Source organism: Halobacillus andaensis (genome assembly GCF_014636475.1).
Lineage (GTDB): Bacteria > Bacillota > Bacilli > Bacillales > Halobacillaceae > Halobacillus_A > Halobacillus_A andaensis.
The window spans coordinates 396413-411289 of record NZ_BMEL01000003.1 but is presented as its reverse complement, the minus strand read 5'-3'; the positions used below and the strand labels follow the sequence as shown (position 1 = coordinate 411289).

Annotated in this window: 13 protein-coding genes; 10 read left to right on the top strand and 3 right to left on the bottom strand. The window is 43.2% G+C overall.

Annotated features, from left to right (window positions below; translation table 11 throughout):
• The first annotated feature begins 181 nt into the window (after positions 1 to 181).
• The 5 genes from gatC (at position 182) to rlmD (ending at position 5915) form a co-directional block, all read left to right on the top strand.
• The gene (gene gatC, locus IEV27_RS13350; RefSeq protein ID WP_188377993.1) at positions 182 to 472 is read left to right on the top strand and encodes an Asp-tRNA(Asn)/Glu-tRNA(Gln) amidotransferase subunit GatC; all 291 of its coding nucleotides are present in this window, start codon (positions 182 to 184) and stop codon (positions 470 to 472) included.
• Between the two features lie 12 nt (positions 473 to 484).
• Positions 485 to 1954, top strand: coding sequence for an Asp-tRNA(Asn)/Glu-tRNA(Gln) amidotransferase subunit GatA (gene gatA, locus IEV27_RS13345; protein WP_188377992.1), 1470 nt, complete (start codon positions 485 to 487; stop codon positions 1952 to 1954).
• Complete coding sequence (gene gatB / locus IEV27_RS13340; RefSeq protein ID WP_188377991.1) at positions 1954 to 3384, top strand: Asp-tRNA(Asn)/Glu-tRNA(Gln) amidotransferase subunit GatB; 1431 nt, start codon at positions 1954 to 1956, stop codon at positions 3382 to 3384. Before gatA ends, gatB begins: the two co-directional genes overlap by 1 nt.
• 150 nt (positions 3385 to 3534) lie before the next feature.
• On the top strand, positions 3535 to 4452 hold the full coding sequence (locus IEV27_RS13335; protein ID WP_188377990.1) for a diacylglycerol kinase: 918 nt from the start codon (positions 3535 to 3537) through the stop codon (positions 4450 to 4452).
• An 86-nt stretch (positions 4453 to 4538) separates the two neighbouring features.
• A complete protein-coding gene (gene rlmD / locus IEV27_RS13330) occupies positions 4539 to 5915 on the top strand; it encodes a 23S rRNA (uracil(1939)-C(5))-methyltransferase RlmD (protein ID WP_188377989.1) in 1377 nt (458 codons plus the stop codon).
• A gap of 109 nt (positions 5916 to 6024) precedes the next feature.
• On the opposite strand, the gene katG is transcribed toward rlmD, so the two are convergent.
• Positions 6025 to 8259, bottom strand: a complete 2235-nt coding sequence (gene katG, locus IEV27_RS13325) for a catalase/peroxidase HPI (RefSeq protein ID WP_188377988.1) — start codon at positions 8257 to 8259, stop codon at positions 6025 to 6027.
• 929 nt (positions 8260 to 9188) lie between these two features.
• Positions 9189 to 10355: a DUF4317 domain-containing protein gene (locus IEV27_RS13320; RefSeq protein WP_188377987.1), complete on the bottom strand. Its 1167-nt coding sequence runs from the start codon at positions 10353 to 10355 to the stop codon at positions 9189 to 9191.
• A gap of 213 nt (positions 10356 to 10568) precedes the next feature.
• Here IEV27_RS13320 and IEV27_RS13315 point away from each other — a divergent pair, with 213 nt between their 5' ends.
• The 5 genes from IEV27_RS13315 (at position 10569) to IEV27_RS13295 (ending at position 13226) form a co-directional block, all read left to right on the top strand.
• The gene (locus tag IEV27_RS13315) at positions 10569 to 11027 is read left to right on the top strand and encodes a hypothetical protein (RefSeq protein WP_188377986.1); all 459 of its coding nucleotides are present in this window, start codon (positions 10569 to 10571) and stop codon (positions 11025 to 11027) included.
• A 36-nt stretch (positions 11028 to 11063) separates the two neighbouring features.
• The gene (locus tag IEV27_RS13310; protein WP_188377985.1) at positions 11064 to 11528 is read left to right on the top strand and encodes a hypothetical protein; all 465 of its coding nucleotides are present in this window, start codon (positions 11064 to 11066) and stop codon (positions 11526 to 11528) included.
• A gap of 111 nt (positions 11529 to 11639) precedes the next feature.
• Complete coding sequence (locus IEV27_RS13305; RefSeq protein WP_188377984.1) at positions 11640 to 11897, top strand: hypothetical protein; 258 nt, start codon at positions 11640 to 11642, stop codon at positions 11895 to 11897.
• An 87-nt stretch (positions 11898 to 11984) separates the two neighbouring features.
• Positions 11985 to 12356, top strand: coding sequence for a YbaN family protein (locus IEV27_RS13300; protein WP_188377983.1), 372 nt, complete (start codon positions 11985 to 11987; stop codon positions 12354 to 12356).
• 144 nt (positions 12357 to 12500) lie between these two features.
• Positions 12501 to 13226, top strand: coding sequence for a YwiC-like family protein (locus IEV27_RS13295; RefSeq protein ID WP_188377982.1), 726 nt, complete (start codon positions 12501 to 12503; stop codon positions 13224 to 13226).
• Between the two features lie 45 nt (positions 13227 to 13271).
• Here the strand turns inward: IEV27_RS13295 and IEV27_RS13290 are convergent, their stop codons facing one another.
• A complete protein-coding gene (locus IEV27_RS13290) occupies positions 13272 to 14792 on the bottom strand; it encodes a nitrate/nitrite transporter (protein ID WP_188377981.1) in 1521 nt (506 codons plus the stop codon).
• Positions 14793 to 14877 lie beyond the last annotated feature (85 nt).

Here is a 14877-nt window from a genome sequence, read left to right as displayed (position 1 = left end):
AAAAAACATCTCAAATGTCAGAATCCCTGCGCCCGATTGGCTCAACTAACATTCAGGAAAAACCCCCTGAATGAAGTTTCGCTTTATGTTATGATAGGAAGGGTGTAAAGCTGTACGTTGCGTATGAAAATAGATTTTTGGTATGATCATATATTATGTGAGATCGAATGGAGGTAATGACATGTCCCGAATTAGTAAAGAAGAAGTGAAACACGTGGCTCACTTGGCCCGTCTTTCTATTAAGGAAGAAGAAGCTGATCTTTTCACGAAGCAGCTTGACGATATCATTACGTACGCTGAGCAATTGAATGAACTGGATACTGAAGGCGTAGAGCCGACGACACACGTTCTTGATTTGCAGAATGTCATGCGTAAAGATGAACCGAAGAAATGGATTGAAAAAGAAGATGCATTAAAAAACGCACCAGATCATCAGGATGGACAATTCAAAGTCCCATCCATTTTGGAATAGGGAGGGTATTTCATGTCTTTGTTTGAACATTCTTTACGTGAGTTGAAAGATAAGCTACATAGTAAAGAAATTACTGTAACGGATTTAGTCAATGAATCGTACAATCGAATTGAGGAAGTGGACGATCAAGTCAAAGCCTTCCTTACATTAAATAAAGAAGCTGCCCTAAAACAAGCAGCTGAACTAGATGAAACGCGCGGCGATGATGCGGCTAAGCTTTTTGGTCTGCCAATTGGTGTTAAGGATAACATCGTTACTAAAGGCTTGCGTACCACGGCAGCCAGCCAGTTTCTTGATAACTTCGAGGATCCGCTTTACAATGCGACCGTTGTGAATAAGCTGAACGAAGCGAAATCTGTAACCATCGGTAAGCTGAATATGGACGAGTTTGCCATGGGTTCTTCCAATGAAAACTCCAGCTACTATACGACACGTAACCCATGGAATACTGATTACGTCCCGGGCGGATCCAGCGGTGGATCAGCTGCTTCTGTAGCTGCCGGCGAAGTACCATTTTCACTTGGTTCTGATACAGGTGGTTCCATCCGCCAGCCAGCGGCATTCTGCGGCGTTGTCGGCCTAAAACCTACCTACGGCCGTGTTTCCCGTTTTGGTTTAATTGCATTCGCATCTTCCTTAGACCAAATCGGACCGATTACCCGCTCTGTTGAAGACAACGCGTACCTGCTAGAAACCATCGCAGGCTATGACAATATGGACTCCACTTCCGCGAACGTTGAGGTCCCAAGCTATACAGACGCTCTTACAGGTGATGTAAAAGGGTTGAAAATTGCCGTACCTAAAGAGTATCTCGGCGAAGGTGTAGCACCTGAAGTGAAAGAGGCCGTTCAAGCCGCACTTAAAAAGTATGAAGAGCTTGGAGCGACTTGGGACGAAGTATCCCTGCCTCACTCTAAATACGCCGTAGCGACATACTACCTGATCTCTTCTTCAGAAGCGTCCGCTAACCTTGCCCGCTTTGATGGTGTACGATACGGACAGCGCACGGAGAATGCGGAAACGATGCTTGATATGTTCAAGCGTTCCCGTTCTGAAGGCTTTGGAGACGAAGTGAAGCGACGTATCATGCTTGGAACCTTTGCACTTAGCTCTGGTTACTACGATGCGTATTACAAAAAAGCCCAGCAAGTTCGTACATTAATTAAGAACGACTTCGAAAAAGTTCTTGAAGACTATGACGTCATTGTAGGGCCGACCACGCCTACCCCAGCGTTTAAAGTTGGAGAGATCATTGATGATCCACTAACGATGTATGCGAACGATATCTTAACCATTCCAGTCAACTTAGCTGGTGTGCCAGGAATCTCTGTTCCTTGTGGCTTCTCATCTGATGGATTACCAATCGGCCTGCAAATTATCGGCCGACACTTTGATGAGAGCAGCGTTTATCGTGCTGCTCATGCTTATGAACAGGCGACAGACTTCCATAAACAACGTCCGTCCCTTGGAGGTGCGCGCTAATGAATTTTGAAACAGTGATTGGACTTGAGGTCCACGTTGAATTAAAAACAGCATCTAAAATTTTCAGTCCTTCTCCAAACATGTTTGGGGATTCACCGAATACAAACGTTAACCCGATCGACCTTGGGTACCCGGGAGTTCTTCCTGTTCTGAACGAAGAAGCCGTAAATTACGCAATGAAGGCCGCTATGGCGCTGAATTGTGAGATTGCAACGGACACGAAGTTCGACCGTAAGAACTATTTCTATCCGGACAACCCGAAGGCGTACCAGATTTCTCAGTTTGATCAGCCGATTGGGGAAAATGGCTACATTGATATTGAAGTCGATGGGGTGAAGAAGCGCATCGGTATTACTCGTCTGCACATGGAGGAGGATGCTGGTAAGCTGACGCACAGTGACGATGGCTATTCTCTTGTTGACTTTAACCGTCAAGGTACGCCGTTGGTAGAAATTGTGTCCGAGCCAGACATTCGTTCACCGAAAGAAGCATATGCTTATTTAGAAGCGCTGAAAAATATTATTCAATATACAGGCGTTTCTGATTGTAAGATGGAAGAAGGATCACTGCGTTGTGACGCGAACCTTTCCATCCGTCCAATCGGCCAAGAAGAATTTGGGACAAAGACCGAACTTAAAAACTTAAACTCGTTCTCTTTTGTCCAAAAAGGGTTAGAGTTTGAAGAGAAGCGTCAGGAAAAAGTTCTTCTATCCGGAGGAGAAATTCTTCAGGAAACGCGCCGTTACGATGAGCAAACGAAGGAAACGATCTTAATGCGTGTGAAGGAAGGATCAGATGACTACCGTTACTTCCCAGAACCTGACCTTGTGCCTCTTCACATCGATGAAGCTTGGAAAGACCGTATCTTCAGCCAAATTCCTGAGCTTCCGGATGCTCGTAAGAAACGTTACATTGAAGAGTTGAAGCTGCCAGCGTATGATGCTGAGGTTCTAACAAATAATAAAGAAATGTCCGATTTCTTTGAAGAAACGATTGAAGCCGGCGGCGACATCAAACAGGCTTCGAACTGGCTGATGGGTGAAGTTTCTGCTTATATGAACAAGCATGCTAAAGAGTTTAGCGACCTTGCCTTAACACCTGAAGGACTAGCGAAGCTGACGAAGCTAATTGAAGATGGAACGATTTCATCTAAAATCGCGAAGAAGGTCTTCGGGGATCTCGTTGAAAAAGGCGGCGATCCAGAGAAAATCGTGAAAGACAAAGGCCTTGTTCAAATATCTGACGAAGGTCAGCTGCGCGAAATTATTACAGGCATTCTTGATAACAACCAGCAGTCCATTGAAGATTATAAAAATGGTAAGGATAAGGCGCTTGGTTTCCTTGTAGGTCAAGTGATGAAGGAAACGAAAGGGCAAGCCAATCCGCCAATGGTAAATAAGATTATTTTAGAAGAAATGGATAAACGCTAAATAAAGTACGGCGAGGGTACGGCCCTCTCCGTCCACAATGAGAGCACGCACTCACCGTGCGTGCTTTTCATATGGAATACAAAAATGTTTTCAAATGACGCAAAAAGAGCTATGATGTTATTTGAGCATGATGGATGAGGGGGTCATACTATGCAACGTGCCCGTATTATTTATAATCCGACCTCTGGAAGAGAGATTATAAGGAAAGTTCTTCCCGATATTTTGCAGCGCTTTGAACAAGCTGGCTATGAGACATCAGCTCATGCTACGACTTGTGCAGGCGACGCGACAGAAGCGGCTAAATTAGCTGTGGAGAGAAAATTTGATGTCGTTGTGGCTGCAGGCGGAGATGGAACAATTAATGAAGTAATTAATGGAATAGCGGAGCAGGAGTTTAGACCGAAGCTAGGCATTATTCCCGTGGGAACAACGAATGACTTTGCGCGCGCTCTTTGCGTTCCGCGAAATATTCATAAAGCCGTAGATGTCATTTTAGAAGATTATTCAACGCCCCTTGATATTGGACGCGTGAATGACCATTACTTTATGAACATTGCCGGCGGCGGTAAAATCACCGAAATTTCATATGAAGTGCCTAGCAAACTGAAAACGATGATTGGACAGCTCGCCTATTATTTAAAAGGCATTGAAATGCTTCCTTCCTTAAGGCCGACTTATGTTGAAATGGAATATGATGGACGAATATTTGAAGGTGAGGTCATGCTGTTTCTCGTCTCTAATACGAATTCCGTAGGCGGACTAGAGAAGCTGGCACCTGGAGCAAAAATGGATGACGGTGTTTTTGATTTAATGATCATTGAAAAAATGAACATTGCCGAGTTTGTTCGTTTAGCTACCCTAGCCATTCAAGGAAACCATTTGAATCACCCAAAATTCATTCATACGACAGCGAGCCGTGTGAAGGTTCATACTGAGGAAAAAATGCAGTTAAACATTGATGGAGAGTTTGGCGGGTTACTCCCTGGAGAGTTCGTCAATCTATATCGCCACATGGAATTTTTCGTTCCAGAGGATAAATTTTCATCAAAGCCAGAAGATAATTGTTAACCGTAAACGCTGCCGTTCTAGTGACGGTAGCGTTTTTTGTTATAATAGGAACTACCCAGCTACGAAATGAAAAGGACGGATAATGAATGGCAAAACCAAAGCCGCCTGTACAAAAAAACCAAACGATCGAATTAACTTTTGAAGATCTTACCCATGAAGGAAATGGCGTCGGCAAAGTGGATGGTTATCCTTTGTTCGTACCGTATGGCTTGCCTGGAGAGAAGGCACAAGTCAAAGTTGTGAAAGTGAAAAAGAATTTCGGCTTCGGTAAATTGCTGGAAGTGGAAGAGTCCAGCAACGAACGAGTGGAGCCGCCTTGTGACGTATATTACCAGTGTGGAGGCTGTCAGCTGCAGCATATGAGCTACAGTATGCAGCTTGAGATGAAGCGCAATCAAGTGAAAAACGCGATGAAGAAAGTCGCACACCTGGATCACGTTCCCGTTCATGAAACGGTCGGTATGGCCGATCCTTGGCGCTACCGTAACAAAGTCCAAATTCCCGTCGGGCAAAAAGAAGACGGCCAGCTGATGACAGGCTTTTATCAGAAGCGGAGCCACAACATCATTGATATGGATACATGTTTAATTCAAGACGAAATGAACGACCGCATGGTGGAAACGGTCCGCCGCATCGCGAGCCGACTTGGAATTGATGCGTATGATGAAGAAAACCATCGCGGCGTGCTGCGTCATATTATGGTACGCACCGGACAAACGACGAAGGACATTATGGTCGTCCTCGTCACTCGCACAAAAAAACTTCCTCACCACGAGAAGCTCATCGATGAAATTCGTGACGCTTTCCCGAATGTGAAGTCGATCGTTCATAACATAAATAGCGGTCGCACCAATGTCATTTTAGGAAAAGAAACGAAAGTGCTGTGGGGCGATGAATACATTTACGACACCATCGGCGACGTAAAGTTTATGATCTCGCCAAAGTCTTTTTACCAGGTCAATCCGACCCAGACGAAAAAGCTTTACGACCAGGCACTAGAATATGCCGACCTGCGTGGCGGAGAAACCGTCATCGACGCTTACTGCGGTATTGGCACGATTTCGTTATTCTTAGCTCAAAAAGCGAAGAAGGTGTACGGCGTAGAAGTGGTACCTGAAGCTGTAACCGATGCAAAGAAGAATGCCCGCTTAAATAAAATGGACAACGCCGAATTCTACGTCGGACAAGCCGAAGAAATTATGCCATGGTGGCGCAGCCAGGGCCTGCAGCCGGATGTGATTGTCGTTGACCCGCCAAGAAAAGGTTGCGATGAGGAACTGTTGAAGGCGATGCTGGATATGGGGCCGGAACGTATCGTGTACGTCTCCTGTAATCCATCAACACTTGCGCGTGACTTGCGTGTTCTTGAGGATGGAGGATATGAGACAAAAGAAGTTCAGCCAGTTGATATGTTTCCGCAGACGAATCATGTAGAGTGTGTGGCGTGGTTAAAAAGAAAGTAGTAAATTACGCGACGTTTTTTAATTTTCCCATCACAAAATAAAAAAACACCTTACCCGATGCCTCAGAAGCGAACAATCCGCTTCAAGCATCCAGGTAAGGTGTTTTTCATTATGCGTTATACATCATCAAGTCTCTGTTCGTTTTAAGATCAAAACGATCCGCGTTCATCACTTTAACCCATGCATTCACGAAGTCACGCACAAATTTTTCCTTATTATCATCCTGTGCATATACTTCGGCAAGAGCACGCAGGACAGAGTTTGAACCGAATACGAGGTCTACACGTGTAGCTGTGCGCACGAGCTCACCTGTTTGGCGGTCGCGTCCTTCGTAAAGGTTGTATTCTGACGGCTTCCATTCAATGCCCATGTCAAGCAGGTTGACAAAGAAGTCGTTCGTAAGTGTGCCGACACGGTCTGTGAATACGCCGTGGTTTGTGCCTTTATAGTTTGTCCCAAGTACACGCATCCCGCCGATCAGTGCCGTCATTTCCGGCGCAGAGAGGCCAAGCAGCTGAGCTTTGTCTACTAACAATTCCTCTGGGCTCAGTGTGTAGGCCTTCTTCTCATAGTTTCGGAAACCATCTGCCATCGGCTCTAATACTTCAAAGCTTTCAACATCTGTCTCTTCTTGAGTCGCATCGCCGCGTCCTGGAGCGAATGGAACGATGATGTCAACACCTGCATCTTTTGCAGCTTTTTCTACACCTGCACTTCCGCCGAGGACAATTAAATCAGCGATGCTGACTTTCTTATCGAGATTGCTTTGGATGTCTTCGTAGACAGCAAGTACTTTTTCAAGCTTCTCTGGCTCGTTCACTTCCCAGTTCTTCTGAGGGGCAAGGCGAATGCGGGCGCCATTCGCACCACCACGCATATCGGAGCCGCGGTACGTACTGGCAGAAGCCCATGCTGTTGAAACGAGTTCGCTGACAGACAATCCTGTATTAAGAATCTTCGCTTTCAGCTCTTTAATTTCAGCGTCTGACAATTCATAGTCAACTTCTGGGATCGGATCCTGCCAGATGAGATCTTCTTCTGGAACTTCAGGACCGAGGTATCTTGATTTAGGCCCCATGTCACGGTGAAGAAGCTTAAACCATGCACGCGCGAAGGCATCTGCGAATTCATCCGGGTTTTGATGGTAGCGGCGTGAAATTTTTTCATAATCTGGGTCCATACGTAACGCCATATCGGCTGTTGTCATAAACGTAGGAACGCGGACAGAAGGATCTTCTGCATCTGGTGCTAAATCTTCTTCTTTAGGGTTTACCGGAGCCCACTGATTGGCACCTGCAGCGCTCTTTGTAAGCTCCCATTCGTAGCCGAATAATAAATCATAGTACCCGTTATCCCATACGGTCGGATTCGCTGTCCATGCACCATCTACACCACTCGTGATCGTGTCACGGCCTTTACCGCTTCCGTGCGTGCTGTTCCAGCCTAAGCCTTGTTCTTCAATATCAGCTGCTTCTGGTGCCGCGCCAACCTTATCAGGATCACCGGCACCGTGAGCTTTACCGAATGTGTGACCGCCGGCGATCAAGGCAACGGTTTCTTCATCGTTCATTCCCATGCGGGCAAATGTTTCACGGATGTCCTGTGCACTTGCCAGTGGATCAGGATTTCCGTTTGGACCTTCAGGGTTTACATAGATGAGACCCATCTGGACGGCAGCAAGCGGACTTTCCAGCTCGCGGTCGCCTGAGTAACGGTTGTCCTCAAGCCACTCTTTTTCAGTTCCCCAATAGACATCTTCTTCTGGGTGCCAAACGTCTTCACGTCCTCCGGCAAAACCGAATGTCTTCAAGCCCATGGATTCAAGCGCAACATTCCCAGTCAGTACAAGCAAGTCAGCCCAGGAAATCTTGTTTCCGTACTTTTGCTTGATCGGCCATAGCAGACGGCGCGCTTTATCAAGGTTCGCATTGTCCGGCCAGCTGTTCAGTGGTGCGAAACGCTGTGTACCAGTGGCACCGCCCCCGCGGCCATCGCCTGTACGATACGTACCGGCTGCGTGCCAGGACATACGGATAAATAGTGGGCCATAGTGTCCATAGTCAGCAGGCCACCAGTCCTGACTCGTTGTCATTAACTCATGAAGATCCTGCTTCAGTTCGTAATAGTCCAGCTTTTTAAATTCTTCTTCATAATTGAAGTCTTCACCCATTGGGTTCGTCTTCTTGTCATGTTGATGTAAAATGTGCAGATTCAGCTGGTTTGGCCACCAGTCTTTATTGGTTGTACCAACCTTAGAGGTCGTGATCGCATTTTCTTCCTCCGTTTTTCCGTGTGATACGGGGCACTTTCCGGCCTGGCTTTCATGCATTTCATTCTTGTCCATGTTTCATTCCCCTTTCTTTATGTGAAAAATAAAATAATAATCGCTCTCAGATTATAATTATAATAAATAAGCAATTAAATTGAAAGCGAGATACTCAGTTTCTTGAAATTATTTTCAATTAGGCAGTAGAGAAAATGATAGATTTGCATGAACTTCTAAGAGGTGTGAAAGTTATTGTGGCAGAAATTATGGGTGTCTATCTATTAGTTTAACAAAATTACTGAATTTATAGTATATTTTATCGGTTTTAAAGAATGGTTTCCGAATTTCTGGAGGATGAGGGGCTGCGGATAACTTTGTGAAAGGGGAGAGTTTTTATAAAATATACTAGTTTTATTAGGTTAAAACGGTGAGGGTGAGGATGGAGGATAAGAAACGTTACTACTTTATTAATGCTTAATGAAAAAGGGTAAATAATAATGGAAGCAAACCAAAAATGGGTTTCATTACCTAAAGATATTGGAAGTAAACTTATTAATAACGTTTATTGATCAAATTGCAGCGGTGTATCCACTATCAAAGAATTTGTAATCACTCATCCGGTATCATTCTGGGAGGTAAGTGCAAAAGATGTGAGGGGAGAGTAGCCAGAGTTGTAGAGTTAGATGAGTGAGGAACTTGACCTTCCCTGTTAGTCAGCAATGAGGTAGGTATAGTTGTAATCAACTACAAAGTGGCTGGGACATAAATAAAACCGTGATGTCAAAATGAGAATATTAGTATAAAGTCAGATCATTAGCGTAGTCAAAATACGCAGACTCCTGTGGGAACAGCGCGAGCCGAAGATCCCGCAGGAAAGCGAAGTATTTTGACGGAGCGAGGTGTAAATTCGCTTTAACATAAATAATCCGAACTGATTTCTAGAAAATCGTTCGGATTATTTTATGATTTATTCAGTTTTGTCCCAGCCTGTTCTGCTTCATCAAAAATCATTCACCGAACGCTTCAGGCAGCATCTTAAACCCATCAATTTCAGCGTCTTCTTCAATTTCAATCATTATACAGCGTTTCCCTTTATAATTAACCTGTCTTACATATTCCAGGTCCTGTGGACTGATCGATATATTGGCAATCTTTGTATTAATTTTGATAGACTTTGATTTGTACTTCGGTACGATGCTGCTTGCTTTCAGCTCATACCCTTCGTCATCGGTCACTCTTTGAAAGGCCGTTTTAATTTTTTCTGACTCTACTTTTTCACCGCTTTGTGTCAGAACACGTTCTACGTCTTTATAATCCAGCTTCGGTGCTTCTTCTTCTTCATTTTCTTCAACGACACGATTGATTTCTCCATAGACGTTGGCGAGGGTGGAGGGATTGAGCTGGTCCCCTACGACATCCTTAATGACTTCCTCGAATACCGCTTTGTCTTCCTTCGCGGTCATGATCTCTTCTCCGTTTAATACCTCTTCGATAAACCGATAATCAGGCTCGTTGGCTTTCCCTGCCGCATATAACACATGGTTTACGTCTGAAGCTCCATCGGTGATCGTAGGAAAAAGAAATCCAGACATTGGGTTTTTTAAATCAATAATTGGATCCACTTCAATCTTGTATTTAAATTCTTTTTCCACATAGTCGAACTGTATTTCTTTTTTGGGCTCTTCCGTTTTGTTGATGCTGCAAAGAATAAAGGGATTGGAGTAAACGGCATCCCGTTCACTTTCCTCCGCTTCATCATTGCGGCTTTTCATAGGTTTCAAGTATTCAGCACGAATGAACGTGATAACAACATCCTTTTCGTATGGATGGTCTTTAATCATTTTCTCTGTCATCTGCAGCATCTGTTCCTTCCAATCCTCGACCTCACTGCTTAATAACCCTTTATGTAAAATAAATTGACTGCTGTTCTCGGCGTCACGCTGAAATTTCAGTTCAAATAATTTTTCATCCAGCTGGCCGGACAGTACTTTTTTAAAGTTATTCATGAACAGTTCCTGTTGATCGGTGTCCAGCATTTCGAACGGCTGGCTCTGGTGATGATAAATGTCTGTTGTTTCCTTCATGATATATACGTTAAAGATGTCAGTGATCTTCAGTAAGTCATTATCCACTTTAAGTTGTCTGCGGATGCCGGCTATGTCTTTTTTATCCATTAATTGTCCACTCCTAAAATTCCTGGTTGCTCCCTAAATTAGAGATGTGTTTATTTTATCATATGCTCTATAAAACACCTTTTTATTTATGTGAATTTAAGATTTCTTAGATAGGGACTATTGATGAAAAATTTTATAGATGTTAGGGTCAAATGTGTCAATTAAATAACAAAAATATTACATACGCGAAAGTAGAAGTTTAAGGAGGATAACATGTTAAAACCTAGCTGGATTTTTGTAGCTGCAAGCCTAATTGCTGTCGTTGGAATTGTATTTTGTTTTAAAAAATTTATGAATGACATTCAAAGGAAAATGGATAATAAGACACCGATAAGAGCGGAGGCCATGCAAAAAGAGAACAGCCGCTTTTTCATAAGTGTAGCCATTGTTGAAATTATTCCGGTGATCTTAATTGTGATTGGATTTTTAATGATTGATTCTTTATCTGAGGCTTTGTCAGGGACAGAAGCGGCTTTGCCCCTCCTAATCATTGCGGCTATATTTCTCTTTGGTGTGATTAATATGGTCTTAACCAACAAAGAAACGCTGACCGTTGGAACGGGGCAGAATGAGGAAAAGCAGGCGATTACAACCTTTACCTTTATTGGAATCGCGCTGACGTCAAGTATTCCGATCGTTTCAGTAATTGCTACATTTATGATGACAGCATAAAATCGTTTAAAGCAAAATGATTAAGGAAGAGATAATATGAGGGAGAAACAGGTTGTACTGCCTCTGTTGCAAAGCTATGCAGATGGTAGGACAGGCAGAGAAGAAGTAGTATCGCGGGTAGAAAACGAAACGAGGATTTCTCTTAGACATATGGAGAGATATCGACGGATCTATCACTTGCTTAGCTGGTTTTACGAAGATGTGGATGAAGCGGAGCTTTACGTCTCACGGCAAGGAGTCATTCAAGTACTGTCTGCTTTTTTATCCCATTCTCTAAGTCTATCGGAAATAAAGTTATGGGTGTGGGACGTTAGTCGCTGGCAGATGTCAGGAAATGAAGATGAACAGAATTTATTAATCGAAATCATAGAAATGTTGGATCTTACTTGGCAGATTGCCCCTGAAAAGTTAAATAGAGAAAATTTAGAAATGATAGTCCAAACCTTAGTTAATATACGAAATCCCGTGTTAGGTCTACAAGTCATAATGAAATGGATGTAAATAAAGAACGGTTGGCCCCATAATCGGCACGTTGATACTGCTTGGTGCTTCTGAAGTATTGAAAGGCCAGTTTGGACATGTAGTGTACCGGTTGAGAAGGGGGAAGAAACGGTGGAGAAGCTGGAAAGGATCTATCTTTATTTTTTTATCATCTTGTTATCTGTTGGGTGGATCACAAACCCTTTACTGGAGGAGTTATTGAACTTGGAAATAGGGATCATGGGTTTTATGGGCGTGAGCACATATTTATTAGTTCATTATATTTATCGAAAAGGGAATGCAAAGTCGGGTTTTCATGCTGCAGGGGAGATGGGTGCCAGCTCAGTTCTGGCTATATTACTAGTCATTGGAGTGCTTTATTGGATATAGACTCATTGCTTTGCAACGCATTTCACCTTTTAAACGCCTGTTATGGTAAGGTAGAAGATGACTTCAGTGTAGTGAGGTAATTTAATTATGAGTAACGTAAAAAAAGTGCTCCTTCTTATTTCCGGCTGGCTGTCCTTAGCAATTGGGATCCTTGGCATCGTGCTGCCGTTAATTCCAACCACACCTTTATTGCTTTTAGCTGCCGCATGTTTTTTTCGCAGTTCGGACCGCATGTATTGGTGGCTGCTGGAGAATAAATATTTTGGTCACTATATTAAAGATTATCGCAAACACCGTGGGATCCCACTTAAAGCGAAAATTGTCGGGGTCACGGTTTTATGGGTTTCCATCCTGTATTCTGCGTTGTTTGTCGTTCCTTTATTTTTTGTGAAAATCCTGTTGATTGGTCTTGCCGCCTACTTTACTTGGTTTATTTTATCATTGAACACGATTCGATAAGGGATGATCGTTTGATCATGAGGAGCAGTCAAAATGGCTGCTCTTTTTGTATAGAAAAGAAATCGTTAATAAGTGAAATTCATCACATGATGCTCCTATTTTTAACGATAAACTAAGGGTATCTAGTAAAAAGGCGGTGGAATAATGAAATTACTTTTACCGAAACAACATGGAGCCTGGGCTATGCTGATTGTCCCCTTTCTTTTAGGAGGAGCGGCTGGTCAATTCACACTCCTACATATCCCGTTATTTGCTGGCTGGTTCTTTTTGTACCTTGCGACTCACCCTTTATTGCTTTATATGAAAGGGAGAAAGAAACAATTGCACACCAAATGGGGAATGGCTTATCTTTCTATTGCGGGTTTCTTCTTGCTGATTGTTCTCTTGTTTGAATGGAGGATGGCAGGTTTTGGAGTGGCGATGCTTCCTTTCTTCTTTATTAATATGTATTTTGCAAAGCAAAAGAAAGATCGTGCGTTTACGAATGATATCATAGCCATCTTCGTTTTTTGTATAGGAGGGCTCGCCAGCTACTATTTAGGCAGCCGCGTATTGGATCTTCAAGGTATGTTCGTCATGGGGTTGTGCTTTTTATTTTTCTTAGGGAGTACTTTCTTCATTAAATCGATGATTCGAGAAAAGAAAAACCGTAAGTTCCGTTGGTATTCCTGGGGATACCACGGGGGACTTCTTTTGCTTGCAAGTCTGGTATCTGGAGCTATGTGGGTCATACCATTTATACCGAGTGTTACGCGTGCCATCATGTTCTATGGGAAAAACTTGAAAGTGATGCAAATGGGGATCATTGAAGTCATAAACAGTGTATATTTTCTACTTTCGATCCTGGTGTTGATGACAACCACGGGATAATGAAGGTTACGAAGAAAGACAGAAAAACGCAAGAGTGGGTGCCCCTCACTCTTGCGTTATTTTCTGTTCTTCGATATGACGGCTCAGATCATTGAATTGTCCTACATAATAAATGAGTTCCCCCGCGTCATTCCGTACTTTACTTATGGTTAGCCATTCGAGATATGTTTCTCCGTTTTTTCTTTTGTTCCATATATTCCCTTCCCAATATCCTTGGTCGTTTAGTTGGTCCCAAAGGTTTTCGTAAAAAAGTGGTCCATGATGGCCTGAACGTAAAACGCTTGGCTTTTTCCCGATCACTTCTTCAGGTTCGTACCCAGTCACAGTCGTAAATGCTGGGTTAACCTTTTGAATGACTCCTTGTTTATCTGTAATCATCATGCCTTGGGCGGTACTATTTATAATTTTTGATTCTACTTGCAGTTTGTCTTGATAGAACATCCATAGCACAATAACGAGACTTGCAAGGGATACTTCGGACAAGGCCATAAAGCCTATAGAATAATGACCGGTTATACTGAACACAGTGGTTAATACAAGGGGAGGGAAGAATCCTCCGAGTCCGCCCATGGCGGCTACAAGTCCGTTAACAATACCTGCTTGTTTGGAAAAGTATAATGGGACCAGTTTGAATACCGTACCGTTTCCGATTCCTGCACAAAAGGCGACGGTTAATACACCAACTGTATACAGCTCAATGGTAGGGGAGAAGGATAGTAAGACCCCGGAAAACGTTAATCCGCTGAACACTCCGATAAGGATAATGAATGGATTGAAGCGGTCAGATAACCATCCGCCTACCGGGCGAAACAATGTAGATAAAGCGATAAAGCCAGCTGTTCTCAATCCAGCATCTACAGCCGTTAAGCCGAAATTGTTGGAAAGAAAATCAGGAAGATAAATCGTAAAAGCTACAAATGAGCCAAACGTTATAAAGTAGAAAAGACATAATGCCCATAGGGTTGTATTTTTATAAACCGCTGACAACTGCTGCTTAATTGGGATATTAATTCTTTTCTCTTTTTTGTCTCCGAACGCTAAATTCAGTATTCCGAAAAGGATCAGAAGAATTAAATAAACCCTTACCGTAGTTTCCCATCCTAACGTACTGGCGAGCACAGGAGCTGAGAAAGCCGTGATCGCTGTACCAATGTTGCCGGCCCCGTAAATCCCATTAACAAACCCGTGTTTTTCTGAAGGGTAGTATTTCGGTAAGGAGGTAACTCCAATAGAGAAAGTAGCACCACCAAGTCCTAGTATTAATCCTCCAATGATTAAGTCGATAAAAGAGGCAGCCATGCTAATGTAATACACAGGAAATAAAAGAATGAAGAAACTAATGGAGAACATAAGACGAGCTCCATATTTATTCGTATAATACCCTAGCGGCACCCTTAGTATGGAACCTAAAATCACGGGGACGGCTGTGACTAAGGCTGTTTGTTGATTGGTTAAGTCAATATCCTGTTTAATGCTAGGCATCAATGAAGAAATAAGAACCCAAACCATAAATCCGGCGATAAGACTCGATGTTTGTAAAGGCAGTTGAAGCTTTTCACGCTGCATCACTGATCACTCCTTTTATTCTTTTAAAAAAATAGTATCAGAGAGGCAGCGCTAACCATGTGATGAACGTCACATAGGCTTGGTC

What these genes read in the sequence shown, in the direction of transcription:
- gatC (WP_188377993.1), top strand. Translation starts at nt 182, where the DNA reads ATGTCCCGAATTAGTAAAGAAGAAGTGAAACACGTGGCTCACTTGGCC.
- gatA (WP_188377992.1), top strand. Translation starts at nt 485, where the DNA reads ATGTCTTTGTTTGAACATTCTTTACGTGAGTTGAAAGATAAGCTACAT.
- gatB (WP_188377991.1), top strand. Translation starts at nt 1,954, where the DNA reads ATGAATTTTGAAACAGTGATTGGACTTGAGGTCCACGTTGAATTAAAA.
- IEV27_RS13335 (WP_188377990.1), top strand. Translation starts at nt 3,535, where the DNA reads ATGCAACGTGCCCGTATTATTTATAATCCGACCTCTGGAAGAGAGATT.
- rlmD (WP_188377989.1), top strand. Translation starts at nt 4,539, where the DNA reads ATGGCAAAACCAAAGCCGCCTGTACAAAAAAACCAAACGATCGAATTA.
- katG (WP_188377988.1), bottom strand. Translation starts at nt 8,259, where the DNA reads ATGGACAAGAATGAAATGCATGAAAGCCAGGCCGGAAAGTGCCCCGTA.
- IEV27_RS13320 (WP_188377987.1), bottom strand. Translation starts at nt 10,355, where the DNA reads ATGGATAAAAAAGACATAGCCGGCATCCGCAGACAACTTAAAGTGGAT.
- IEV27_RS13315 (WP_188377986.1), top strand. Translation starts at nt 10,569, where the DNA reads ATGTTAAAACCTAGCTGGATTTTTGTAGCTGCAAGCCTAATTGCTGTC.
- IEV27_RS13310 (WP_188377985.1), top strand. Translation starts at nt 11,064, where the DNA reads ATGAGGGAGAAACAGGTTGTACTGCCTCTGTTGCAAAGCTATGCAGAT.
- IEV27_RS13300 (WP_188377983.1), top strand. Translation starts at nt 11,985, where the DNA reads ATGAGTAACGTAAAAAAAGTGCTCCTTCTTATTTCCGGCTGGCTGTCC.
- IEV27_RS13295 (WP_188377982.1), top strand. Translation starts at nt 12,501, where the DNA reads ATGAAATTACTTTTACCGAAACAACATGGAGCCTGGGCTATGCTGATT.
- IEV27_RS13290 (WP_188377981.1), bottom strand. Translation starts at nt 14,792, where the DNA reads ATGCAGCGTGAAAAGCTTCAACTGCCTTTACAAACATCGAGTCTTATC.